The organism is Enterococcus sp. DIV0086 (genome assembly GCF_050498705.1).
Taxonomy (GTDB): Bacteria; Bacillota; Bacilli; order Lactobacillales; family Enterococcaceae; genus Enterococcus; species Enterococcus faecalis.
This window is the reverse complement of record NZ_JBNIDN010000001.1, coordinates 985,914-1,011,534: the sequence shown is the minus strand read 5'-3', so window position 1 is coordinate 1,011,534 and position 25,621 is coordinate 985,914. Positions and strand designations below refer to the sequence as shown.

Annotated in this window: 21 protein-coding genes and 1 riboswitch; of the genes, 17 read left to right on the top strand and 4 right to left on the bottom strand. The window is 37.5% G+C overall.

What is annotated here, in order from left to right; all coding sequences use genetic code 11:
- Positions 1 to 117: 117 nt before the first annotated feature.
- The 4 genes from IGI63_RS04750 to asnS all read left to right on the top strand — a co-directional run bounded on the left by IGI63_RS04750 (position 118) and on the right by asnS (position 6,108).
- Entirely contained in the window at positions 118 to 2,907 is a 2,790-nt protein-coding gene (locus IGI63_RS04750; protein ID WP_429975405.1) for an ATP-dependent DNA helicase DinG, read from the top strand.
- A gap of 75 nt (positions 2,908 to 2,982) precedes the next feature.
- Positions 2,983 to 3,501 carry a DUF5590 domain-containing protein gene (locus IGI63_RS04745; protein WP_002382785.1) on the top strand — a complete coding sequence of 173 codons (519 nt, stop codon included), beginning with the start codon at positions 2,983 to 2,985 and terminating at the stop codon, positions 3,499 to 3,501.
- Between the two features lie 38 nt (positions 3,502 to 3,539).
- Complete coding sequence (locus IGI63_RS04740; protein ID WP_002359774.1) at positions 3,540 to 4,739, top strand: pyridoxal phosphate-dependent aminotransferase; 1,200 nt, start codon at positions 3,540 to 3,542, stop codon at positions 4,737 to 4,739.
- 16 nt (positions 4,740 to 4,755) lie between these two features.
- Positions 4,756 to 6,108, top strand: a complete 1,353-nt coding sequence (gene asnS, locus IGI63_RS04735) for an asparagine--tRNA ligase (protein ID WP_002385776.1) — start codon at positions 4,756 to 4,758, stop codon at positions 6,106 to 6,108.
- A gap of 46 nt (positions 6,109 to 6,154) precedes the next feature.
- On the opposite strand, the gene IGI63_RS04730 is transcribed toward asnS, so the two are convergent.
- Positions 6,155 to 7,114 (bottom strand): Gfo/Idh/MocA family protein, encoded by a 960-nt coding sequence (locus IGI63_RS04730; RefSeq protein WP_002382786.1) that lies wholly within the window; start codon positions 7,112 to 7,114, stop codon positions 6,155 to 6,157.
- Between the two features lie 166 nt (positions 7,115 to 7,280).
- Between IGI63_RS04730 and IGI63_RS04725 the strand changes: the two genes are divergently transcribed.
- The 11 genes from IGI63_RS04725 to clpB all read left to right on the top strand — a co-directional run bounded on the left by IGI63_RS04725 (position 7,281) and on the right by clpB (position 19,552).
- Positions 7,281 to 7,805, top strand: a complete 525-nt coding sequence (locus IGI63_RS04725) for a hypothetical protein (RefSeq protein ID WP_002382789.1) — start codon at positions 7,281 to 7,283, stop codon at positions 7,803 to 7,805.
- A gap of 59 nt (positions 7,806 to 7,864) precedes the next feature.
- Entirely contained in the window at positions 7,865 to 8,044 is a 180-nt protein-coding gene (locus IGI63_RS04720; RefSeq protein WP_002384259.1) for a hypothetical protein, read from the top strand.
- Between the two features lie 99 nt (positions 8,045 to 8,143).
- Positions 8,144 to 8,785: a glycoside hydrolase family 73 protein gene (locus IGI63_RS04715; RefSeq protein ID WP_002366997.1), complete on the top strand. Its 642-nt coding sequence runs from the start codon at positions 8,144 to 8,146 to the stop codon at positions 8,783 to 8,785.
- A gap of 19 nt (positions 8,786 to 8,804) precedes the next feature.
- Positions 8,805 to 9,491 carry a hydrolase gene (locus IGI63_RS04710; protein ID WP_429975404.1) on the top strand — a complete coding sequence of 229 codons (687 nt, stop codon included), beginning with the start codon at positions 8,805 to 8,807 and terminating at the stop codon, positions 9,489 to 9,491.
- Between the two features lie 146 nt (positions 9,492 to 9,637).
- Positions 9,638 to 9,735, top strand: a riboswitch (purine riboswitch).
- Between the two features lie 154 nt (positions 9,736 to 9,889).
- Positions 9,890 to 10,471, top strand: coding sequence for a xanthine phosphoribosyltransferase (locus IGI63_RS04705; RefSeq protein ID WP_002356804.1), 582 nt, complete (start codon positions 9,890 to 9,892; stop codon positions 10,469 to 10,471).
- Between the two features lie 2 nt (positions 10,472 to 10,473).
- The gene (locus IGI63_RS04700) at positions 10,474 to 11,793 is read left to right on the top strand and encodes a nucleobase:cation symporter-2 family protein (RefSeq protein ID WP_002382793.1); all 1,320 of its coding nucleotides are present in this window, start codon (positions 10,474 to 10,476) and stop codon (positions 11,791 to 11,793) included.
- Positions 11,794 to 12,121: 328 nt separating this feature from the next.
- Complete coding sequence (purK, locus tag IGI63_RS04695; RefSeq protein ID WP_002382795.1) at positions 12,122 to 13,237, top strand: 5-(carboxyamino)imidazole ribonucleotide synthase; 1,116 nt, start codon at positions 12,122 to 12,124, stop codon at positions 13,235 to 13,237.
- A gap of 42 nt (positions 13,238 to 13,279) precedes the next feature.
- Positions 13,280 to 14,575, top strand: coding sequence for an adenylosuccinate lyase (purB, locus tag IGI63_RS04690; protein ID WP_002356808.1), 1,296 nt, complete (start codon positions 13,280 to 13,282; stop codon positions 14,573 to 14,575).
- A gap of 187 nt (positions 14,576 to 14,762) precedes the next feature.
- A complete protein-coding gene (locus IGI63_RS04685) occupies positions 14,763 to 16,190 on the top strand; it encodes an IS1182 family transposase (RefSeq protein ID WP_429975403.1) in 1,428 nt (475 codons plus the stop codon).
- A 113-nt stretch (positions 16,191 to 16,303) separates the two neighbouring features.
- A complete protein-coding gene (locus IGI63_RS04680; protein ID WP_002359784.1) occupies positions 16,304 to 16,675 on the top strand; it encodes a DoxX family protein in 372 nt (123 codons plus the stop codon).
- A 270-nt stretch (positions 16,676 to 16,945) separates the two neighbouring features.
- Entirely contained in the window at positions 16,946 to 19,552 is a 2,607-nt protein-coding gene (gene clpB / locus IGI63_RS04675) for an ATP-dependent chaperone ClpB (RefSeq protein ID WP_002362158.1), read from the top strand.
- Between the two features lie 35 nt (positions 19,553 to 19,587).
- Here the strand turns inward: clpB and IGI63_RS04670 are convergent, their stop codons facing one another.
- Both IGI63_RS04670 and IGI63_RS04665 read right to left on the bottom strand, forming a co-directional pair.
- Positions 19,588 to 20,067 carry a nucleoside 2-deoxyribosyltransferase gene (locus IGI63_RS04670; RefSeq protein ID WP_002362157.1) on the bottom strand — a complete coding sequence of 160 codons (480 nt, stop codon included), beginning with the start codon at positions 20,065 to 20,067 and terminating at the stop codon, positions 19,588 to 19,590.
- 23 nt (positions 20,068 to 20,090) lie between these two features.
- Positions 20,091 to 21,311, bottom strand: coding sequence for a GNAT family N-acetyltransferase (locus IGI63_RS04665; RefSeq protein WP_429975402.1), 1,221 nt, complete (start codon positions 21,309 to 21,311; stop codon positions 20,091 to 20,093).
- 246 nt (positions 21,312 to 21,557) lie between these two features.
- Between IGI63_RS04665 and lepA the strand changes: the two genes are divergently transcribed.
- Positions 21,558 to 23,396 (top strand): translation elongation factor 4, encoded by a 1,839-nt coding sequence (gene lepA, locus IGI63_RS04660; RefSeq protein WP_002362887.1) that lies wholly within the window; start codon positions 21,558 to 21,560, stop codon positions 23,394 to 23,396.
- 279 nt (positions 23,397 to 23,675) lie between these two features.
- A complete protein-coding gene (locus IGI63_RS04655; protein WP_002369000.1) occupies positions 23,676 to 24,509 on the top strand; it encodes a hypothetical protein in 834 nt (277 codons plus the stop codon).
- Positions 24,510 to 24,549: 40 nt separating this feature from the next.
- Here IGI63_RS04655 and IGI63_RS04650 read toward each other — a convergent pair whose 3' ends face one another.
- Positions 24,550 to 25,611 carry a LacI family DNA-binding transcriptional regulator gene (locus IGI63_RS04650; protein WP_010817492.1) on the bottom strand — a complete coding sequence of 354 codons (1,062 nt, stop codon included), beginning with the start codon at positions 25,609 to 25,611 and terminating at the stop codon, positions 24,550 to 24,552.
- Positions 25,612 to 25,621 lie beyond the last annotated feature (10 nt).

The following is a 25,621-nucleotide window of genomic DNA, read 5'->3' as shown; positions in this document are numbered from 1 at the left end:
AAATCACTTTGGATTTTTGTTTCAGGCTCTTTCTTATTATTTCTGGAAAAGATTTCAAGAGAATTTTTGAAATACTAGTGAAAATCCTATAAATTGTAGTATAATTTTCAAAGATGAATGAAAGGCGTGAAGTCATTGAAAGACAAACAAGTGTATGCAGTAGTTGACCTTGAAACGACTGGAACAGATCCTACAAGTGATCGGATCATTCAGTTTGGATGCGTTCTCGTTCAAGATGGAAAGATTATTGCGAACTTTGCGACAGATGTGAATCCCAATCAAGTAGTACCAAAACAAATTCAAAGTTTAACGGGGATTAGTAATACGCAAGTTCAAAAAGCGCCTTATTTTGAAGATGTAGCACATACAATTTATCATTATCTGGAAGATACTATTTTTGTGGCGCATAACGTCCACTTTGATTATAATTTTTTAGCTCGTGAACTGGTACGGTGTGGCACGCCGCCACTTACTATTCCAGCCATTGATACAGTGGAATTGGCACAGATTTTTTTACCGACAGAAAAAAGTTTCCGTTTAAGTGATTTGTCGGAAAGCTTAGGTTTGTCTCATGAGAATCCCCATCAAGCAGATAGTGATGCGCAGGTTACAGCCGAACTTTTGTTATTAATTCAAGAAAAAATGAAATCTTTACCATTAGTCACTATGGAAAAAATTGCGGAATTAAGTCAACAGACAGCGCGGGAAACCAGTGCCTTTATTCAACAAACGTATGAACAAATGAAAAAACAAGTCACACCATTAAATCCAGCTTATCAAGTGGTCAGTGGCATTGCTTTACGCAAAAAAGAAGTTCCTCTTTTTGAAGAAACGTTCTATCAGACTAGCACGTATCCCAAAACTAAAAAAGCCAAAGAAAAACTGTTTGGCGAACGTTTCGCTTATCGTGCGGAACAGAGTCGGATGATGAATTTAGTCTATGATCATTTTACAGAAGGAACGACAAAAGATTTATTTATTGAAGCGGCGACTGGAACGGGAAAAACATTAGGCTATCTGTTGCCGATGAGCTATTTAGCAACGCCAGAAAAACCAGTCATCATTTCAACAGTTTCGATTGTTTTACAAAATCAATTAGTGGAAAAAGATTTACCATTAGCCAATCAAATCTGCCAAGGGAAATTACGAGGCATTGTTATTAAAAGCCATCGACACTATCTTGATTTACAACGCTTTAAGGCAACGTTGAATCAGCCAACTCCGCAAAAACAATACGCTCTTTATCAAATGGGCGTTCTCGTCTGGTTGCTAGAAACAGAAACGGGCGATTTAGATGAACTACAATTGACGAATTTAAATCATTTATTCTGGAAAGAAGTTACACATCGCGGATTGGATTTTCTTTCAAAAAAAGATGAACTTTATGAAGTTGACTTTTTAAGACATCTGTATAAAAAAGTCGCTCAAAGTAACGTGTTGATTGTTAATCATGCATTTTTGGCGCAAGAGTCGCTAAGAAAACAACCGTTATTACCTGAAAGTCCGTGGCTAATTATTGATGAAGCACATCATTTACCAGACATCGCTAGTCGGATGGCGAGCGAACGAGTGAACAGCGTGATACTAAAAAAACAAGTCACGCATTTTATTGAAAAAGAACAACTTTTTGTTGCTTTACAGCAAATTTTTCAACAGTTTTCTGAAGAGCAGCGGTTTGTAAAAATTTATCAGCAAGGTTTACTGGATTTTGTGGATGAATGGCAAGATTTTCTTTTTGAATTGCATCGTTTATTTAGTAAAACACAGAAGCGAATAGACCATCAGGAGTTGCTTTTAACCAAAGAACGTATTGATTATTTATCTGCTGCGGGAGAAAAACATAGTCAAACGCTCCAGCTTTTACTGCAGGAGCTGTTAACTATTCAAAGTAAGTTACAGCAAACAATTATGAGTCAGTTGGAAACCTTTAGTTTGGCTGATCGCATTGTTTTTGTTCGCTTGTTTCAATTTTTTGATGAAATTGAACGTATTCATCACTGTTTTACCATTTATCTTGATGATTGGCGTCCACGTTGGGTAAAAGAATATTTACCACAAAATGAAGACCATGGCTTGATTGAAATTCATGACTTAGAAGCTAGTTTACTTCCTGAAACAAAGTGGTATCCGCGGTATGAACGAATTATTTATACAAGCGGCACATTGAAGTTTGGCAACAATAAAAAGTATTTACCGCAACGCTTAGGTTTAACAGAGGTGACGTTCAAAACCTTGCCAACGCCATATAACTATGCAGAAAATGCGCGAGTCTATGTACCGGAAGAAGCAGTAGCCATTCAAAATGCCTCTTCCTATGAAATGGGTCAATACATTTCAGATACCATTGAAAAATTGATGGCGCAAGAGGAACGTTCGATGTTGGTTCTTTTTACTTCGCATGAATTATTGTCCACCGTGTATCATCAAGTCCAGCCGAGATTATTGGAAAAAGGACAAGAGGTCCTCGCCCAAGGGATTAGCGGCAGTCGTGAAAAAATTCTTAAACGGTTCTCTAATGGAAAACCGAATGTCTTGCTAGGAGCCGATAGCTTTTGGGAAGGTGTGGACTTACCAGGAACAGCTTTACAGTTATTGATAGTCACGCGTTTACCTTTTGAAAACCCGAAACGACCACTTGTGCAAGCAAAATATGCGTATTTAGAAGCAGAAGGGATACAACCATTTGCTCAAGAAGCGGTACCGAAAGCAGCCTTACGTTTGCGACAAGCACTGGGCCGTTTAATCCGTTCTGAAGAAGACAGAGGGGCATTGCTGATTCTGGATCGTCGTTTAGTCACTGCAAAATATGGCAAACGATTAATCAAAGCGTTTCCCAAGGGACTCTCAGTAAAAGAAGCGCCCATGCCTGAAATTTTAGAAGATTTAAAGGAATTTTTAAACAAATAATTGATTATTTTTAGGTCATATTTGTGAAAGGCCGCTATTTTTCTGCTATAATAAGACCCAGTAAGTTTAGAGAGGATGGAAGGATTTTTGGAGGAATTAGAAGAAAAGAAAGAGAAGAAACGGATTACTGTCCTTTTAACCCTATTGGCAATCCTTTTAGCAATTCTTGTAACAATAATTATCTTTTTTGTACGAACCAATCAACCAATGGCTCAAGCCAAAAAAGAAGCAACCGCAATTGCCAAAACTTCTGCTAATTTAGAAACAGTTGATAAATTTTACTGGTTTACACGCAAAAATACGTATTTTACTTTAACCGGCAAAAATGATAAAGGCACAGAGATTGTCGTGATTGTCCCTAAATCGGGAGAAAAAGTCACGGTCTTAAATCAAAAAGATGGTCAAACTGAACAACAAATAACAGACATTGTTGCTAAAGCCCATCCCGATGAATCGGTGATGAAAGCTACGTTAGGGCTTTATGATAAGCGCCCTGCATGGGAAGTGGTCACCGAAAATGATCAAGGAGTACTGACGTATTATCTGATGAGCTTTGATAAAGGCGAAGAGATCAACGTTGTCAAAGATATTTAATTTAGATAGGTTTTGATGAAAGTGGGAGTGAAAGGTGTATGAACGTATCAAATCGAGCACAGCAATTGACTCCTTCTGTTACATTAGCAGCTGCCGCCAAAGCGAAAGCATTAAAAGCAAAAGGTGTAGATGTTTTAAGCTTAACGGTTGGGGAACCAGATTTTGTAACCCCGAAAAATATTCAAAAAGCAGCAATTGCTTCAATTGAGGATGGAAGAGCAAGTTATTACACACCTTCTGGCGGCATTCCTGAATTAAAGCAAGCGATTGTTTCTTATGTGGAACGAGAATATCAACTTCGTTATCAACCCAAGCAAGTTATTGTGACAGATGGTGCCAAATATGCGCTGTATCTATTATTTCAAGCCATTTTGAACGTTGGGGACGAAGTGATTATCCCTGTCCCTTATTGGGTAAGTTATGGTGAACAAGTCAAATTAGCAGAAGGCAAGCCAGTATTTGTATCAAGCACGCAAGAGCAATCATTTAAAGTGTCAGTCGCACAATTAGAAGCTGTACGAACGGACAAAACAAAAGCAATCATTTTAAATTCACCATCTAACCCAACTGGTGTTATTTATACGGAAGAAGAATTACGCCAAATTGGTGAATGGGCAGTTGCTCATAATATCCTCATTATTGCAGATGATATTTATGGTCGTTTGGTGTACAATGGACATCGGTTCACACCAATTGCAACCATCTCAGAAGCAATTCGTCAACAGACAATCATTATTAATGGTGTTTCCAAAACATATGCAATGACAGGCTGGCGCATTGGTTTTGCAGTCGGTGATGAAAAAATTATTCAAGCAATGACACAACTCGCTTCACAATCCACCAGTAATCCAGTCGCAGTTAGCCAATATGCGGCAATTGAGGCTTTAACAGGTGAACAGTCGACAGTTGAAGACATGCGTCAGGCCTTTGAAAAACGCCTGAATCATATCTATCCAAAAGTAGCAGCTTTGCCAGGTGTTTCGCTAATAAAACCTGAAGGCGCCTTTTATCTATTCCCGAATGTCAAAAAAACGTTAGAAATTTGTGGGTATGATAACGTGACTAACTGGGTGGAAGATTTATTACAAGAAGCGCATGTTGCTCTGGTAACGGGAGAGGGCTTTGGTGCACCAGAACATGTGCGGATGAGCTATGCGACAGATTTAATGACGTTAGAAAAAGCGATTGAGCGAATGAATGACTTTATAGAAAAGAAACGAATTCAGCACAACGCCTAAAAGAATAAACTAAGAAATGAACGGAGAGACAAACGTGGAACAAATTCAAATTATTGATTCAAACAAACATGTTGGAGAAACAGTAAAAATTGGCGCTTGGATTGCTAACAAACGCTCAAGCGGAAAAATTGCCTTTTTACAATTACGTGACGGGACAGCCTTTTTCCAAGGTGTCGTGTTCAAACCAAACTTCATTGAAGCCTTTGGTGAAGAAGCTGGTACAGAAAAATTCCAACAAATTAAACACTTATCACAAGAAACAGCAGTCATGGTTACTGGTGTTATCAAAGAAGATAGCCGTTCTAAGTTCGGCTATGAAATGGATATCACTGATTTAGAAGTCGTTGGCGCTTCAGAAGATTACCCAATTACGCCGAAAGAACACGGCACAGATTTCTTAATGGATCATCGTCATTTATGGTTACGTTCAAGCAAACAGCATGCGATCATGTTAGTTCGTAACGAAATTATTCGTGCTACTTACGAGTTCTTTAACGAACAAGGATTCATTAAAATTGATAGCCCAATTTTAACAGGCTCAGCACCAGAAGGCACAACAGAATTATTTGAAACAGATTACTTCGGACAACCAGCATTCTTATCACAAACAGGTCAATTATATGCAGAAGCTGGTGCGATGGCATTTGGAAAAGTCTTTACTTTTGGACCAACCTTCCGTGCGGAAAAATCCAAAACTCGTCGTCACTTAACGGAATTCTGGATGATTGAACCAGAAATGGCATACACAACTCATGAAGAATCACTAGATATTCAAGAAGCCTATGTAAAACATTTAATTAAATCGGTATTGAAAAATCAACAATATCCATTGGATGTTTTAGAACGTGATACAGCGTTACTAGAGAAATATGTTTCGGAACCATTCAAACGTATTACTTACGATGATGCGATTGAGTTATTACAAAAAGAAGAAGCAAACAATGATTATGATCACATTGAATGGGGCGAAGACTTTGGTAGCCCACATGAAACCTTTATTTCAAATTACTATGGCGTTCCAACATTCATTTTAAATTATCCAAAAGCAATTAAAGCCTTCTATATGAAACCACATCCAACACGTGAAGATGTTGTAATTTGTGCCGATTTAATTGCACCAGAAGGTTATGGTGAAATTATCGGTGGTTCCGAGCGTGCAACTGATTATGATTATTTGAAAGAAAAAGTTGCTGAGTTTGGCTTATCTGAAGAAGAATATAGCTGGTATTTAGATTTACGTAAATACGGTTCTGTACCACATTCTGGCTTCGGATTAGGTTTAGAACGTGCTGTTACGTTCATTACTGGTAATGAACACATTCGTGAAGCGATTCCGTTCCCACGTATGTTAAACCGTATTTATCCATAGAGAACAAATAAAAAAGAGAACTTCAGCAAAAGCCGAAGTTCTTTTTTTAATTCTGCCATAATTTTTGCATCTGGTCCAAAATATCAATGACTTCTGTCGTGAAAAATAAGGAGCGGTTGGGTTGAGTACCTTTGATTGCTTCAACCATATTGTAGATTTCATAATTCATGGCTTCAGCTGAGTACCCAGAAACGATGGTCTCAACTGTACCGTCATTGTAGTGAACGATTGCTTCATCTGCACGTGGATAATCTGTAATGGTAATATAGGCATCTTCAAAAGCAACAATTCCTTGCTTTGGCATTTTTGCTTGGAATGTTAATGAAATAGTAGCCAACTCATTTTCTTTATTCCGAAGCAATGTCACCGATTGTTCATCAACGCCAGTAGAGAAGGGAACCATGCTAGAAGCTAAAACGTCTGGCTGTGAGCTGAGAAACCAACGAGCAAACGAAACCGCATAAGTACCAATATCTAACAATGCGCCGCCTGCTAAGTCAGGATTAAAAAAGCGATTTTTAGGATCGGGTTCTTTGTAACTTCCAAATGGTGCTTGAATCATTTTTAACTGACCAAATTTGCCAGCATCCATCAAGCGACGTAATTCGTCGTATAGTGGCATGTTAAAAATAGTCATGGCTTCTGCTAAAATAAGGTCATTTTTTTCTGCAACTGCCAAGGCTTGTTTTAATTCTGCCGCGTTCATCGTAATAGCTTTTTCACACAACACATGTTTTCCGGCCTGGAGCGCTTTTAAAATGTGTTCAGCATGTTGTTTATTTGGCACTGCTATATAGACAACATCGATTGTTTCATCTGCTAGCAATTCTTCATAAGAACCATAGGCTTTAGGGATTGAATAATCAGCGGCAAATTGTTCTGCTTTAGACAATGTCCGTGAAGCAACAGCTGCAAGTTGGCTAGTTTCTTGTTTAAACGTTGAAGCAAATTCGTGGGCAATCCCACCTAATCCTACGATGCCCCATTGATATAATTTTTTTGTCAAAAGAAGTCCTCCTAATCTATGCAATTTCTTCAAATCTTCTTCATTATTTATTATACTGTAAACAAGAGAAATTAGAAAACAAGGACAATTTTGTAAATATGATAAAATCCAGAGATAAAAAGATGCTTTTTTTAGAGAATTTCAGTAAAATAGAAAATGGAGGCGAATGATTATGCATCAAGTTTATGTAGATATTATTGTTGACGCAATTATTGAACAGTACCAAACAGAAGAAAATTTTTACTCCGCTTATCAAATTCAAGCAGCCGATTGGCAAGCTTGGAAAGAAGGCCAATTTGGTTTGGACAATGAAGTCATGCAAAAAATTAAGAATTTATTTACGGATTATGAGTGGATGCTGACTCAAAAAATACTCCGCCAAACCATCTTATTTCCGGAAAAACGTAACCTAGCTGTTTCGGAATATAAACGGTTAAAAACAACAATTGCCAAAAAATGGTTACAATCTGATTTGGGCGTTGTAGAATTGATTCCTAACAATAAACAGGAACAAGAAATTGCTGCTGGTTATATTGATTTGAAAGTGACGCTGGCCTATGGCGAATGGGGTTTTGATGATATTATTACATTCCGGTTACCAGCTACGATTCAACGACAATTGGAAGGTTCAAAAGTTGAATTATTAGATTGGGTCAATGAAAATCTGATGGATACTTACGTAGGTGAATAACGAATAGGAAGGATGGTCTTTTGAAATACACAATTGCTGGGATTTTATCTGTGATTATTATGTTTGGTGCGGTAATTTTTGTCTTTTTTGGCAAAAAGCCAGTTGAAGAATCTGTTCACACATCAACTGAAACAACAGTGAAATCATCCACTAAAATTTCTGAAAGTAGTACAGTTTCTTCAACTGCTACCACTGAATCAAGTACTGAAATCACGAGCGTAAGCAGTGATGAAAGTTGATAATTTTCTGTGAAAATGATACAATTATTCGGTTATAGTAACAAATGAAATCAATCACGAAAGTGAAAGATAGTGAAACATTTTATCGGAAAATAAAAGATGAAGTGGGGAATTAATGAAGTGAGCAACTATCAGAAAAAAAGAAAAAAGCAGCTGAATTTGCCAAAGTTATTCTTAGGCGTAGTTGTCGTCGGTTTGGCCTTTGTCTTTTCGTTATCTGTCCTTTCTGATTCAGATAAGGGACAAAGCGAGTCAGTCAATCGCCAAAATGAAAACATCTCAAAAGAAGAATTTGTTGCTGAAATCACACCGTATGCACGTGAATTACAAGAATCTTACGGGGTATTACCAAGTATTATTATGGGGCAAGCAGTTTTAGAATCAAATTTTGGACAAAGTCAATTAGCATCGAAATATAACAATCTTTTTGGGATTAAAGCATATGGCAATCAACCAAAAGTCAATTTAGAAACAAAAGAGTATGTCAATGAGGTCTGGATTACGATTCAGGGTGATTTTCGAGTTTATGACAATTGGGAAGAATCCATGCGAGATCATACCAAGTTATTTGTTGATGGGGTCGATTGGGATCCAAATTTATATGAAAAAGTCTTGTTAGCCAAAAATTATAAAGAGGCTGCACAAGCGCTTCAAGATGCTGGATACGCAACGGATCCTACATACGCTGATAAGATCATTCATGTAATTGAAGAATACAATTTAAATAAATACGACCGTTAAGCATGGAGGAACGATGACAATGAGCGAAAAGTGGATTCCAGAAATTATGACGCCGCTGAAACAAGATATTGTAAAAATGCCAGAGATTATTCGGCAAGCCAGTGGCATTAAAATTTTTGGCCGTAAAATAAAATCAATTATTTTTACGACAGATATTGCGATTATCCGCAATACGGATGCACAGGCAGTGATTGCTGTATATCCTTTTACACCGCATCCAGCGATTACAAAAGGCATTATTGAAGCAGCGGATATTCCTGTCTTTTCAGGAGTCGGCGGCGGTTTAACGCAAGGCATGCGTTCTACTTATATGAGTTTATTTGCAGAAGCACAAGGCTCAATGGGTGTCGTTTTGAATGGTCCTACACCAATTGAAACAATTAAAATGGTGGATGAAGCAATCGATATTCCTATTATCAGCACAGTAACTTCTATTCATACGCCAATTGATGAAAAACTTGCGGCTGGCGTGGATATGATTAATATCAGTGCAGGAAAAGACACTGCAGCCACCGTACGCTATTTCCGTGGCAAGTATCCAGAATTACCGATTATTGCAACAGGAGGACCAACTGAATCGAGTATCCATGAAACCATTATCGCCGGAGCGAATGCTATTACATATACGCCCCCTAGTAACGGTGAATTATTCAGCAAAAAAATGAAAAAATATCGTGAACAAGAAAAAGCAACCGATGAAGAATAAAAAACGCTTTGGCAGCCGATCCTGCCAAAGCGTTTTTGGCTATTTAATGTTCGCTTTTACGGAACAATGGAAGAATGAACCAATTATTTGAAAATTCTAATGAAAAAAAGTTGTTAAACCATTGAAAGTTAGAGATTTTTGTACTATCCTAGAGAAACATAGAAGCTTGTATAAGGTCAAAATACGGTTGACCGTCTCTACCCAGCACCGTAAATGCTGGTCTATAAGTGAAGAAGAGCGGATAGCCCTTTTTTGCTTTGGCAAAATGGGCTTTTTTCTTTTGTTAGAACACGAATATAAATAGCACTTTGTTTTATTTCGTTCGTTTTTAACGAACCGTCCTTTCCTCAGGATGAGAACAAAGCATCTATCGAAAAATAAGTAAAGGAGTTCATATTGTGAAGGAATTAGTCGAACGTATTAAAAATGATGGCCGTGTATTAGGTGAAGGTGTTTTAAAAGTAGATAGTTTTATTACGCACCAAGTGGATCCAGAATTAATGGAGGCTATGGGTAATCGTTTTGCTGAGGTTTTCGCAGAAGCAGGCATTACCAAAGTAATTACAATTGAAGCATCAGGAATCGCTCCTGCCTTATACGCAGCGCAAAAATTAGGTGTGCCAATGATCTTCGCTCGTAAGGCAAAAAGTTTAACCATGGATGAAGAGCTCTTAACGGCTTCAGTTTATTCATTTACAAAACAAGTGACAAGTCAAATTTCCATTTCAAGAAAATTTTTATCTGATGCTGATAAAGTGTTGATTATTGATGACTTTTTAGCTAACGGACAAGCTGCCAAAGGATTGGTAGAATTATGCCAACAGGCTGGTGCAAAGGTTGAAGGAATTGGTATCGTAATTGAAAAATCATTCCAAGATGGTCGTCAGTTATTAGAAGACATGGGCTTAAATGTAGTCTCTTTAGCACGTATTGCTTCATTAAGTGAAGGAACGGTGACGTTTTTAGAGGAGGATGCATAATCTTGGAAACAAAACAATTGAATACACCACAACAGACGGAAACACCAAATGGGAAAGCCGCCGTTTTAGGATTGCAACATTTATTAGCGATGTATGCTGGAGCAGTTGCCGTACCTTTATTAATCGGAACCGGCTTGAATTTTGATTCGCAACAAATGACGTATTTGATTTCAATCGATATTTTTATGTGCGGCGTTGCGACACTTTTACAATTAACGGTGAATAAGTTTTTTGGGATTGGCTTGCCAGTCGTTTTAGGTTGTGCCATTCAAGCAGTTGCACCTTTAATCATGATTGGTACGAACAAAGGGGTTGGTGCAATTTACGGTTCAATTATTGCTTCGGGCATTTTTGTCGTTCTTATTGCAGGATTTTTCTCAAAAATTAAACGTCTATTTCCGCCTTTAGTCACCGGCACAGTCATTACAGTTATTGGTTTGACCTTAATTCCTGTTGCTGTTGAAAAAATGGGTGGCGGCTTAGCAACGGACAAAAGTTTTGGTGATCCTAAAAACTTGCTCCTCGCATTTGTAACAATTGCCTTAATCATTGTTGTGCAAGTTTGGGGACGTGGCTTTATCAAGTCAATTGCCGTGTTAATCGGCCTAGTCGGCGGCACAATTTTAGCTGCGTTTCTGGGATTAGTGGATTTGTCTCCTGTTGGTCAAGCTACGTGGTTTCATTTTCCACAGCCATTTTATTTTGGCAAACCAACGTTTGATCTTTCTTCTATTGTGTTGATGATTATTATTTCAATTGTTAGTATGGTTGAATCAACAGGTGTTTATTTTGCCTTAGGAGACATTACAGGGAAAAAAATTGGCGAAGATGATTTACGTCGTGGGTATCATGCAGAAGGTTTAGCCGTCATTTTAGGGGGGATTTTTAATACGTTTCCTTATACAGGTTTCTCTCAAAATGTCGGGTTAGTTCAATTATCTGGGATCAAAACACGTCGACCAATTTATTTTTCTGCTTTTTTCTTAATTATTTTAGGCTTATTACCAAAAATTGGTGCGATGGCTCAAATTATCCCAGAGCCGGTTTTAGGCGGCGGAATGCTGGTTATGTTTGGAATGGTGGCTGTCCAAGGAATGCGCATGTTGTCAAAAGTTGACTACTCAAATGACAAAAATTTATTAATTATTGCCATCTCAATTGGCTTTGGTTTAGGCTTTAATATTATGCCGACGCTCTTTAATAAAGTACCAGAAACTGTTAGCATGTTTACTGGTAATGGAATTGTCATGAGCAGCATTACCGCAATTATTTTAAATCTTTTATTCAATGGTTTAAAAGAAACCTCAGAAAGTAACGAATAGTTTCAAAAAAAGTATGATAGATAAGGTCAGGTGGCTTTTCTTTCATACTTTTTTGACCTCATCATCGTTTAGAAAAATTTAATGTTTTCATCAATCTGAAGAGAAAAAGAGAAAAAAGCTTGGTTACAAAGAGACGAGTAGTAAGTTACCGCTGTTTTATCCTAAAGTATGTTAATAAATTCTGATGAGAAAAGCTAAGGGAAACACTGCTGGCACTTGAAGTTGAGCCTTTTTCCTTGTATCATGTAAAAAGAGCACTCTTAAAGGCCAGACTGCGACGAGAAACCGCAGAAGGATTTTAAGGATAAAACTGTGATGGAAAGTTGTGATGAACTTGGATAAACCACTATTACCTGGTCAAGTGATTGGTATCATTGGTGGCGGACATTTAGCAAAAATGATGGCCCTTAGTGCAAGAGAAATGGGGTTTCGAGTGGGTGTGCTAGATCCACAAATTGATTGTCCTGCTGCACAAGTTGCCGATTGGCAATTATTAGGAGCATATAATGATCCTGAAGCGTTAGAGAAATTGGCAAAACGTGCCCAAGTGATTACGTATGAATTTGAACATGCAGATGTTGATGCGTTAACAGCGATTCAACATTTGGCGAATATACCGCAAGGAACAGACATTTTAGCGATTACGCAAGATCGCTTAATGGAAAAAAGTTTCTTGGAAGATAATAATATTGTGATTGCACCTTATGCAACGATTGTTAGTCCGACTGATATTCAGGAAGCAATTGATGGCATTGGCTACCCGTGTATCTTGAAGAACACGCGAGGGGAAGGTCGTTATGTACTACATAGTACTTCAGACTTAGCGCCATCCATGAATCTTCTGAGAGAAGGAACCTGTGTCTTGGAAGCTTGGATTCCTTACGAAAAAGAATTATCTGTTCTGATTTCTGGTAATGGTCGCGGCGAATTTGCGACATTTCCAGTTGTGGAAACAATTAAAAAAGAGCGTAAGCTACATGAAACGATTGCACCAGCCCGAATTGATGACGAAGTCAGTGGCGAGTTGCAACGAATTGCTAAGGTGATTGCTAAAGCAGTTGGTTTAGTCGGCACCCTTTCAATTGAAATGTTTTATACAGAAACAGGCGGGATTTATGTAAATAAAATTTTACCTCGTCCAGAAGATGCTGGGAATTTTTCAATAGATGCTTGTTCTTTTAGCCAGTATGATACGCATATTCGTGGTTTATGTAATTGGCCAATGCCAACGATTCAACTGTTGTCAGAAGCGGTTACGGTCAATGTGCTTGGGAATGAAGCCTATGAAACGATGGACATTATTAATGAACATCCAGATTGGCATTTCCACTATTATGGCCACAGTGAAGCAAAAGCGCAACGAGCGATGGGGCATATTACTATATTAACCAAAGAAATTGATGAAACACTGGAAGAAATTAAAGAAACAAAGATTTGGTCGTAATTATTTTTCAAAAATTGAGGAGTAAAGAGGGGATAAGGCACAATGATTGATCGTTATACAAGACCCGAAATGGGCGCAATTTGGACAGATGAGAACCGTTACAAGGCATGGCTAGAAGTTGAAATTTTGGCGGATGAAGCTTGGGCAGAACTTGGCGAAATTCCTAAAGAAGATGTACAAAAAATCCGAGAAAATGCATCATTTGATGTTGCACGTATTTTAGAAATTGAAGCAGAAACACGTCATGATGTTGTCGCTTTTACTCGTGCCGTTTCAGAAACGCTTGGTGAAGAGCGAAAATGGGTGCACTATGGGTTAACCAGCACAGATGTTGTGGATACTGCCTATGGTTATCTATTGAAACAGGCGAATGATATTTTACGGAAAGATTTACAAACATTTACGGAGATTGTCGGAGCCAAAGCCAAAGAGTATAAACATACGGTCATGATGGGAAGAACGCATGGTGTTCATGCAGAACCGACTACATTTGGTTTGAAATTAGCGTTATGGTATTCTGAAATGAAACGCAACATTGAACGTTTTGAACATGCAGCCAAAGGTGTCGAAGCAGGTAAAATCAGTGGAGCCGTAGGTACCTTTGCCAATATTTCACCATTTGTTGAAGAATATGTTTGCGAACATTTGGGGATCCGTGCTCAAGAGATTTCGACACAAGTTTTACCACGTGATTTACATGCAGAATATGTTTCTGCCATGGCATTAATTGCGACAAGTATTGAAAAATTTGCAACAGAAATTCGTGGTCTACAAAAATCAGAAACGCGTGAAGTAGAAGAATTTTTTGCAAAAGGACAAAAAGGATCTTCGGCAATGCCGCATAAACGAAATCCAATTGGTTCTGAAAATATGACTGGTTTGGCACGTGTGATTCGTGGTCATGTCATTACTGCCTTTGAAAATGTGAGTTTATGGCATGAACGAGATATTTCTCACTCGTCTGCTGAACGGATTATTATTCCCGATACAACGATTTTGCTAAATTACATGTTGAATCGTTTTGGTAATATTGTCAAAAACTTAACGGTCTTCCCAGAAAATATGAAACGTAACATGGATGCGACCTATGGACTAATTTACAGCCAACGTGTCTTGTTAAAATTGATTGACCATGGCATGACACGTGAAGAAGCGTATGATCTGGTCCAACCAAAAACAGCTTACGCATGGGATCATCAAACGGCGTTCCGTCCGTTGCTAGATGCGGATGAAAAAATTACTTCTGTCTTATCAAAAGAAGAGCTAGATGATGCCTTTGATTACCATTATCATTTAAAAAATGTTGACACGATTTTTGAACGTGTTGGTTTAGGATAACAAGAAAGCGAGAAGAAGGATGATTCTTCTCGCTTTTCTCTTATAATGTTATAAACTGAAGGATTAAAAAACAAACGTATTGTTAAATACGTTTGTTCAGACTGTAGACAAACTTCCAAATTTTGAGTGTTGTTTGCAGTTTTTTTGTTTTATACTGATTGTATAAACTATTTTGGGAGTGATTCTAATGATGAGAAAACAATCGATTGAAGGTAGAAATCAATTTGCTATGTTAACAATTGATGATCTTGTACCAAAAGATCATTTGGTACGAAAGATTGATGCTGCGATTCAGTTTGATTTTATTTATCCCATTGTAGAATCCACGTATTCGACCTATGGTCGTCCCAGTATTGATCCAGTGATCTTAATTAAATTAGTATTTATCCAATATTTATTTGGTATCCGTTCGATGAGACAGACAATTAAAGATGTTGAAACAAATGTTGCTTATCGTTGGTTTTTAGGATATTCATTCGAGGATCCTATCCCACATTTCTCTACTTTTGGTAAAAACTATGTTCGAAGATTTAGAGAAACAACTTTATTTGAGGATATTTTCTCTCATATTTTAGAACAAGCTGTCAAAGCTGGCTTCGTTACGGAAGACAACCTTTATATTGATTCTACTCATATCAAAGCAAATGCCAATAAACATAAGTTCACAAAAGAAATGACCTACGGTCAAGCTAAAGCTTATCAAGATGAATTAGAAGATGAAATAAATAAAGAACGTATTGCTGTAGGAAAACGTCCTTTTACATGGGACACAGAAAGTGAGTTGAGTCTTCAAAAAATTAGTCATTCAGATCCAGAAAGTGGCTACTATGTTAAAGGAGAACGAGAAAAACAATTTGCTTATTCTGCGCATACTTCCTGCGAAGATAACGGTTTTATCTTATCTACACTAATCACACCAGGAAATGTGCATGACAGCCAAGTCGCAATCGATCTGGTTAAACAGTCGAAAAGAGCTTTTCCAAATATAAAGCGTGTTGTCGCTGATGCAGGATATAAGACGCCTAAATTTGTTCATTTTCTGTCACACTTGAAACTCTACCCGATTCTTCCATATACTGCACCTCATGGAGTAAAAGGAATGTTTCGTAAAAAAGACTTTGTTTATGATGCCTATTTTGACTGTTATTTATGCCCTAATAATCAACCGTTGTTATTTTCAACTATCACTCGTGATGGCTATCGAACCTATAAATCAAATCCAAAATTTTGTAGGAGTTGTCCATTACTTGAAACCTGTACTTCGAGTGCAAACTATCAAAAAATTGTAACTCGGCATATTTGGGCTGATCTTATGGATGAACTTGAACACCAACGCCATACGGCGTTAAATAAAGAAATTTACAAAAAGAGAAAACAAACCATTGAACGAATATTTGCAGATGCAAAAGAAAAGCATGGTATGCGCTGGACGAAATATCGAGGTCTTGAAAAAGTCGCTGCGCACACGATGCTTACGTTTGCTGCTATGAATTTAAAAAAACTAGCCACATGGCTATGGAAAATAAAAAAGCCTATGGCTTTTTATTTCAAATTTATACAAAAACTAACAAAAAGGAGTTGGCAATTAAGCCACTCCTTTTTGTCTACAGTCTGAACAAACGTATTGTTAAATACGTTTGTTTTTTTCTATACTTTTTTCGATTTATCCTTTATAATGTAACTTAAATAGTTACATTAACTATTTAATGCAAACAAAGGAGGAGAAGTATGGATAAACAACAGCGAGGCATTCAAGTGATTAGAATTTGGCTAGGGGTGACGATGCTAATTCATGGAGTGATGAAAGTAACGTCATTGGAAGATACTTTAGCGTTTTTTGCTAGTATTGGTTTACCAAGTCTTTTTGTTTATGGTGTAGCAGCAATTGAATTAATTGGTGGATTATTTATGATTATTGGCTTTTTAATTCCTTTGGTATCAGTAGGATTCATAGCAGTTTTAGTCGGAGCTATTTTTTCTTTTGGTTTGGCAAGTGGTTTTAGTGGTTATGAGTACGAATTATTTTTAGCGATAACCAGTTTGGCTATTTTGGTTAGCTATGCCGATAAAAAGTATCTTACGTTAAAACTTTATTTTTAATAAATCAAAGCAATAAAGAGTTGGTCAAACCAGGTGTTATTGCGAAAAAAGCCCTAAAACAGTGATATTTAGTTGTTTTAGGTTTTTTTTATCAAAAAGGTCAAAAAAGGTCAATTTATTTATTGACCTTTACTGACCAATGGAGTATAATAAATTTATAAGGTTTACAGATACCTTAACTTTTGAAGAAATCCATCAAAAGTCGGATAATAATAATTGTAAAGAATGTTAAAATAAAAAAGACAAAATAATAAACGGGAGGGATCGTTTATGAATATTGAAAAAATGACAACCACGCTTCAAGAGGCGATTGCTGAAGCTCAAAAAGTTGCGGTGACACGGCAACATCAAGAAATTGATATCGCACATTTATGGAAAATTTTTCTTCAACCAAACCATTTTGGACGTAATTTTTACACAGATGCTGGTTTAGATGTTGACGCATTTGAACGAGAAGTAGATAACGCGTTAGATGAATATCCAAGTGTGGCAGGCGGTAATGTGCAATATGGTCAAAATTTAAGTCAAAATTTGTTCCATTTATTGCAAGAAGCTGATTCACTTCGAGAAGAATTCCAAGATGAATTTTTATCAACCGAAATTGTACTTTTAGCTTTAATGAAATTGAAAAATTATCGTTTAACAAAATATTTAATGCAACAAGGCATTACGGAAAAAGAGTTAAGAAAAAATATTGAAGAGATGAGAGGAGGAGATCGTGTGACTTCTCAAAACCAGGAAGAACAATATAAAGCATTAGAAAAATACGGTGTTGACTTAGTACAACAAGTAAAAGCAGGAAAACAAGATCCAATCATTGGTCGTGACGAAGAAATTCGTGACGTTATTCGGATTTTATCAAGAAAAACTAAAAATAATCCAGTCTTAATTGGTGAACCAGGTGTTGGTAAAACAGCGATTGTTGAAGGATTAGCACAACGAATCGTTCGTAAAGATGTTCCCGAAAACTTAAAAGATAAAACCATTTTTTCTTTAGATATGGGTGCCTTAATTGCGGGAGCAAAATTCCGTGGCGAATTTGAAGAACGGTTAAAAGCTGTTTTAAAAGAAGTGAAAAAAAGTGATGGCAAAATCATTTTATTCATTGATGAAATTCATAATATCGTCGGAGCTGGTAAAACTGAAGGCAGTATGGACGCCGGGAATTTATTAAAACCGATGCTAGCACGTGGTGAATTGCATTTAATCGGTGCTACAACGCTTGATGAATATCGCCAATATATGGAAAAAGATAAAGCCTTAGAACGTCGTTTCCAAAAAGTATTAGTCAAAGAACCAACAGTAGAAGATACAATTTCTATTTTGCGTGGCTTAAAAGAACGATTTGAAATTCACCACGGCGTGAATATTCATGACAATGCTTTAGTTGCTGCCGCTACTTTATCCGATCGCTATATTACTGATCGTTTCTTACCAGATAAAGCGATTGACTTAGTCGATGAAGCAAGCGCAACGATTCGAGTGGAAATGAATTCGATGCCAACAGAGCTCGATCAAGTAACACGTCGGTTAATGCAACTAGAAATTGAAGAAGCGGCCTTGAAAAAAGAATCAGATGATGCAAGTAAAAAACGGTTAGCCAACTTGCAAGAAGAATTAGCAGATTTGCGTGAAGAAGCCAACTCAATGAAAATGCAATGGGAAACGGAAAAAGAAGAAGTTAATGCGGTTTCCAACAAACGTGCAGAGATTGATAAAGCAAAACACGAATTAGAAGATGCTGAAAATAATTATGATTTAGAACGAGCTGCTGTTTTGCGTCATGGAACAATTCCGCAATTAGAACATGAATTGAAAGAATTGGAAGAAAAGAACGCTAAAGATAACGTCAAAATGGTACAAGAATCGGTTACTGAAAACGAAATTGCGCAAGTGGTCGGTCGTTTAACTGGCATTCCTGTGACAAAATTAGTTGAAGGCGAACGAGAAAAATTAATGAAACTGAATGAAACATTACACAAACGTGTGATTGGTCAAGATGAAGCCGTCGATGCTGTTAGTGATGCGGTGATTCGTTCAAGAGCAGGCTTACAAGATCCAAATCGCCCACTCGGTTCGTTCCTTTTCCTAGGACCAACTGGTGTTGGTAAAACAGAACTTGCTAAAGCTTTAGCTGAAGATTTGTTTGATTCTGAAGATCATATGGTACGGATTGACATGAGTGAATACATGGAAAAACATGCCGTGTCTCGTTTGGTTGGTGCCCCTCCAGGCTATATTGGTTATGAAGAAGGTGGCCAGTTAACAGAAGCTGTTCGTCGAAACCCTTATACAATTGTCTTATTAGACGAAATTGAAAAAGCGCACCCAGATGTCTTTAATATCTTATTACAAGTTTTAGATGATGGTCGTTTGACAGATTCTAAAGGTCGGGTCGTTGATTTTAAAAATACGGTTTTAATTATGACAAGTAACATCGGCTCTCAGCTTTTATTGGAAGGTGTGACACCTGAAGGAACAATTCCAGAAGAAGTTGAAAATCAAGTCATGAATATTCTAAAAGGACACTTTAAACCAGAGTTCTTAAACAGAATTGATGATACCATTTTATTTACACCATTAAGCTTGGATAATGTGAAAGGAATCATTGGTAAAATGACCGCACAACTTGCTCATCGTTTAGAGCAACAAGAAATTGTGTTGGAAATCACTGATGAAGCTAAAACATGGATTGCTGAAAATGGGTATGAGCCAGCTTATGGAGCTCGTCCGTTAAAACGTTTCATTACTCGCGAAGTCGAAACACCATTAGCAAAAGAAATTGTTTCTGGTCGAGTAATGCCAAAAACAAAAGTCACGATTAGTCTATTAGACAATCAATTAGTTTTTGAAAATGAACCGATAGAAGAAGTATAAAAAAAGAACGAGCGAATTCGCTCGTTCTTTTTTTATTATGACAATCGTTGCTTAATTTCTTCCAACAAATCCTCTTCTGAAGAAACAACCCGACCATTCAATTTAATCAAACCAACTGTATAAAGGTTTAAATAATGGAATTGATTTTCAGCGACTTCGTTCAAAGCATCAAGCTTTTGGTGATTATCAGCACCTTGTTGGCGGCTGTCTGTGTAAAGGGCAACCACCGGAATTCCTTTGGCATAAGCAACACCAATTTCGGAAGCTACGCCCGCATCAATGGTTGGTCCGTCTAATAAAGCAACCAATAAGTCGCTAGCAAGGACGTTTTCTGTATCTGCTAAGGCAATCATTTTACTATCGGCATAAGCCGATTTGTCGTTAATCGCCGCATTTTCTTGTGGTAAATAAAGATCGATTGTTTTATCCAATTGTCGAATTTGTTCGACTAAATAGGCATTATAACGTAAGTCAGCTTGCGAAAATAAAGGTCCTGCAAAATAAATTTTTGTCATTTGTCTGTCTCCAATCCAAGGGTTTAGAAATAATCACTGAAATAAGCTTCTTGGTCAGGAAAAATCCGTTCCAAAGAATTTAAAGTTTCTTTATCTGTATCAATGCGCTCAATTCGATGTAAGTACGAAGGGCGTCGGTAATTCATGACTAAACAAGTTAGTGTTTGAATATCTAAGTGAACGGCGGTGCCTAGAGGTTCATCCGTAATGGTTACTTGATCATTTTCATCCCAAATTAAGCCAAAAATACCATTATTCCACTCAGCCACAGGATCTTTAACGACAAAATGGAAGGGCTTAGCTGTACTTTCAAAAGGGAAGTTTTCTAAAAAGGCTTTGACATCGACAATTCGCGCCATATAATAGGGTTCAATGCTTTCTTTAATTTGGCTGTCTTCTAAAAGAAAGGCTAATGGTTCGTTTTTATAGATATCGCCCTTGACCCAATAAACCATCGAAAAATGCGCAGTAATAAAATTCCACAAGCCATTTCGGGCTTCTTGGTTCAAGTAAAATATTTCCTTAATATGAAATACCTCATCGGCCACCCAATAGAAAAGTACTCCTAAAGGTTCTTGATTGGCACCATAATAGACAGCAGCAGTCCGTTCTTCCTCGTTTTCGAAACGCCAATATTCTTCCCAGTTGAAGGCACTACGAATGAGCGCGCCGTGATTTTGACGAGCGAATCGCGCATAGACATCAAAGACATCTGGGTGATCGACAGCTAACCGTTCAATCATTCCCGGAACAGGAACGGTTTTTGGTAATTGCGTATCCCGAATTTTAAAAGATAACTTGTCGGACATGATTTCCCAACCTTTACGTCGGTAATAAGGAATGTTGTAAGGGAAAAGATAAGAAATCCACTGTTTATCTTGGCGCATTTCTTCTAATGCCGTTTGAATCAAGTCTTTCATTAAACCGTGGTTGGCATATTCAGGATAGGTGCCGACACCAGTAACGCCGCCCATTTTATATAAAGCACCATGGATATTGACTTCGCATGGATAGATAGCAATTTGTGAAATTAATTGATTTTCGTGAAACCAGCCAAATACTTTTGAAAGTTCTAAAATCGGTTGTTTTGATTTGATAAATGCGCGTTTGTTTTCAAAACCACTTTCTTCAATATCTGCTTCAGTCACTTGAAAAACATAGGAAAGAAGTTCATTAAATTGATCAATGTGTTCTTCCTCAACAGGCTTTAAGGTCAGTTGCTTTCGAAATTCTTGTTCATCCATTTTTCCATCTCCAATAAATTTACTGTTTTTAGTATACCAAATTTTTCGAAACTCTGTTAGCCTTTCGAAACCAAAAGAATAAAAGGGAAGTGCTTTAAATCTTCTTCAAAAATTGGTATAATGAAAAGTGCTGATTATCCTAGACCTTTAAACATGATAATTTGATAAAAAAGGCAACTAAAATATAACAATTGATTGATGAAGCTAGCAGGGAGCTAGCTTTTCTTAAAAGAAATGAGGCAAAAAATGAACAATAAAGAAATGAAAGCAAGACAAGAGAAAATTCGTAATTTCTCGATCATTGCCCACATTGACCATGGGAAGTCAACTTTAGCCGACCGGATTTTGGAAAAAACAAATACAGTTAGCAGTCGAGAAATGCAAGATCAATTACTTGATTCAATGGATTTAGAGAGAGAACGCGGCATTACCATCAAATTAAACGCAATTGAATTAAACTATACAGCCAAAGATGGTGAAACCTATACTTTCCATTTGATTGACACACCAGGGCACGTCGATTTTACCTACGAAGTTTCTCGTAGCTTGGCAGCTTGTGAAGGGGCTGTTCTAGTTGTTGATGCGGCGCAAGGAATTGAAGCGCAAACGCTAGCAAATGTCTATTTGGCATTGGATAATGACTTAGAAATTTTACCTGTTATTAATAAAATTGATTTACCCGCCGCTGATCCAGAGCGTGTTCGGACAGAGATTGAAGACGTAATTGGAATTGATGCATCGGAAGCTGTTTTAGCAAGTGCAAAAGCAGGGATTGGGATTGAAGATATTTTAGAACAAGTGGTGGAGTATGTACCAGCTCCATCAGGCGATATTGAGGCTCCTTTAAAGGCTTTGATTTTTGACTCTATTTACGATAGTTATCGGGGGGTCGTTTTAAACATCCGTGTAATTGACGGTGTCGTTCGTCCTGGGGATAAAATCCAAATGATGAGTAACGGTAAAACGTTTGATGTAACAGAAGTCGGCGTTTTTTCACCGAAACCAATTGCTCGTGATTATTTAATGGTTGGTGATGTGGGCTATATCACCGCTAGCATTAAAACGGTTCAAGATACACGGGTCGGGGATACAGTGACTTTGGCCGACAATCCAGCAGCAGAAGCACTACCAGGCTACCGCAAAATGAATCCAATGGTTTATTGTGGTTTATATCCAATTGATACGTCGCGCTACAACGATTTACGGGAAGCATTAGAAAAATTACAATTAAATGATGCGGCGTTACAATTTGAACCGGAAACATCGCAAGCTTTAGGGTTTGGTTTCCGTTGTGGTTTCTTAGGTTTGCTGCACATGGATGTTGTTCAGGAACGTTTGGAACGAGAATTTAATTTAGAGTTAATTACAACAGCACCGTCTGTAATCTATCACGTTAATAAAACTGACGGAACAACCGTTGTTGTTGACAACCCAGCTGAATTTCCAGAACCAGTAACGATTGAATCTGTGGAAGAACCTTATGTTAAAGCGCAAATCATGGTGCCAAACGATTATGTAGGAGCAGTAATGGAATTATCACAACGTAAACGTGGCGAATTCATTACAATGGATTACTTAGACGATTATCGTGTAAACGTAGTTTATGAAATTCCGTTATCTGAAATCGTGTTTGACTTTTTCGATAAATTGAAATCAAGTACAAAAGGCTATGCATCCTTAGATTACGAAATGGCTGGCTATCGTACCAGCCGCCTAGTGAAAATGGATATTCTATTAAATGCTGAAAAAGTGGATGCTTTAAGCTTTATTGTTCACCGAGATTTCGCATTTGAGCGTGGTAAAGCGATTGTTGAGAAACTGAAAAAACTAATTCCACGTCAACAGTTTGAAGTCCCAGTTCAAGCGGCGATTGGTCAAAAAATTGTGGCTCGTTCAGATATTAAAGCCTTACGCAAAAACGTACTGGCTAAATGCTATGGTGGCGATGTTTCTCGTAAACGTAAATTGTTAGAGAAACAAAAAGAAGGGAAGAAACGGATGAAACAAATTGGATCCGTGGAAGTTCCTCAAGAAGCCTTTATGGCGGTTCTGAAAATGGATGAAGATGATCAGAAAAAATCATAAATTTATTCTTTTTTTATTGAAAGTGGGACATTAGTCATTTCGACTTGAGCCGACTCCAAAAAGTTAGACCTAGAAATCTAACTTTTGGGGGTCGGCTCAACTTATGTCCCACTTTTAAATCTTAAAGATAATCAGTTTGAACAAAAGAAGACTTTTAAGAAAATCCTTTTTATTTTTTTTGATCTAAACATTTATGCTTTAATTAGTCGTTATTTTAGTAAAAAATAGATTAATTTACTAAAATAATATATAATAAAGGTAAAACTAGGAGGGAAGCATATGACGTGTATTTCATTATCGATTTTAAATCAAGAACAAGAAGTTAGAAAAGCTAAGATAGATGATTCAGATTCTTTGAAAGAGTTAACTATTACAGGAAAAGATTTTGTTTGTTTAGCTGCTCGGGATTGTCAATTACAAGACGGCGATGTGATTCAAGTTTGTTTAGATACGCCCAATACTTATTTAATGGTGAAGTTAGATGCTACGCTTGATAGCAGTTTGATTTATGTTCCAGAACAAAAATGGACGTTTCCAATCATAAAAAATGAAAACGCTATCGAAGCGCGAGCAGCGTATCGTTTTGAAACCAAGAAACCTTATATAAGTGTGCGTATTGCCACTAAAGAAGAAATTAAGAGTTATCGTAATTGGGCGTTAAATCCACATGATTTACAACATTTTACTGGTGCGTATCCTCATGCATCTGCCAACGTGGAAACGCGAAATGATGCCACTTTTTTTGCTTGTAATGCGATTGATGGTACCTTCGCTAATCTTTATCATGGGCCGTATCCTTATCAATCATGGGGGATTAATCAGCAGTTAGATGCCGCATTAAAAATTGAATTTGGGCGTGAAGTCTTGTTGGATAAAGTGATCTTAACATTACGAGCGGACTTTCCTCATGATAATTATTGGCAACAAGTGACTTTAAAATTTTCCGACGGTACACATGAAGTTTTTAAAACTGTTAAGACTGAGCAACGCCAGAGCTTTACCTTTGCGAAACGGGCAGCGGAGTGGGTGATACTAACAGAGTTAATTCAAGCAGATGAACCATCACCATTTCCAGCATTAACACAAATTGAATTATTTGGTCAAAACAAATAAAAAATAAGGACGGTTCCTTTATAGGAGCGGTCCTTATTTTTTATTTCTGGCGTGGGCTAGTTGTCGATTGGCGGACAACCAATTCTGTGTTTAACAGGACTCTACGAGGAATGCTAGGCATTTGAATTCGTTTGTGCAATAAATTAATGCCTGTCTCGCCCATTTCTTCAGTAAAGGCATGGACAGAGGATAGCGGCGGTGAGACATATTGAGAAATAGAGATATCATTGATCCCCATGACACTAATTTTTTCAGGAACCTTTATACCGTGTGCGGCTAACGTATGTATCACACCGATTGCAAAGGCGTCATTATAAGCAAGAATCGCAGTAGGTAAATCATTTCCCCATTTCTCTAACGCTTCTTCTGTCAATTGTTCCCCTGTTTTGACATCCAACATGCCATTTTCTTTTAAGATAAAATAATCTTCGTTAAACAAGTGATAATGTTGCATAATGTCAAGATAAGCGTTGGTTGTCGGTGTTTTATAGCGACGGAAACCATACATATTTTCGCTTTCTTCGGCACCAATAAAGGCAATTTTTTCGTGGCCCAATTCCAAAAGATGGGTTAAGGCAATCTCGGTTGCTTGATAAAAATCAGTATTTACAGAATCAAATTCTTCCAATGGGAAATTACTGCCAATTACACAAAGATTGGGATGCAGTTGCTGCAACTCTTGTAACGTCTTTTGAGTGAATTTGCCAATTGCCAAAATGCCATCAATCCCTTGAAGGTTATGTTGTTCCAATTGGGAAACTTTTAGAATATTGTAACCTAACTCTTCGGCCCGTTTTTCAGCGCCTAAACGAATCGACATATAGTAAATATCCGTTAGTTCTTCGTCATCTGAACGCCACTGAACGACGGCAATCGAAGGCTCTTGCGGAGCTGTTTGTACGGAAAGGTTAGGTGTCAGTTGCTCCTGCTGTTTGTTTTTATTTTTAGTTTTATATTTCGTATAATTCAGGGTTTCTGCTGCTTCAAAAATTTTTCGCTTGGTTTCCTCTGTAACGGATAAGTTTGGATCATAGTTCAGAACTCGCGATACAGTTGAAATTGAAACATTCGCGACTTTTGCGATATCTGTGATAGTTGCCATTCTAAATGCC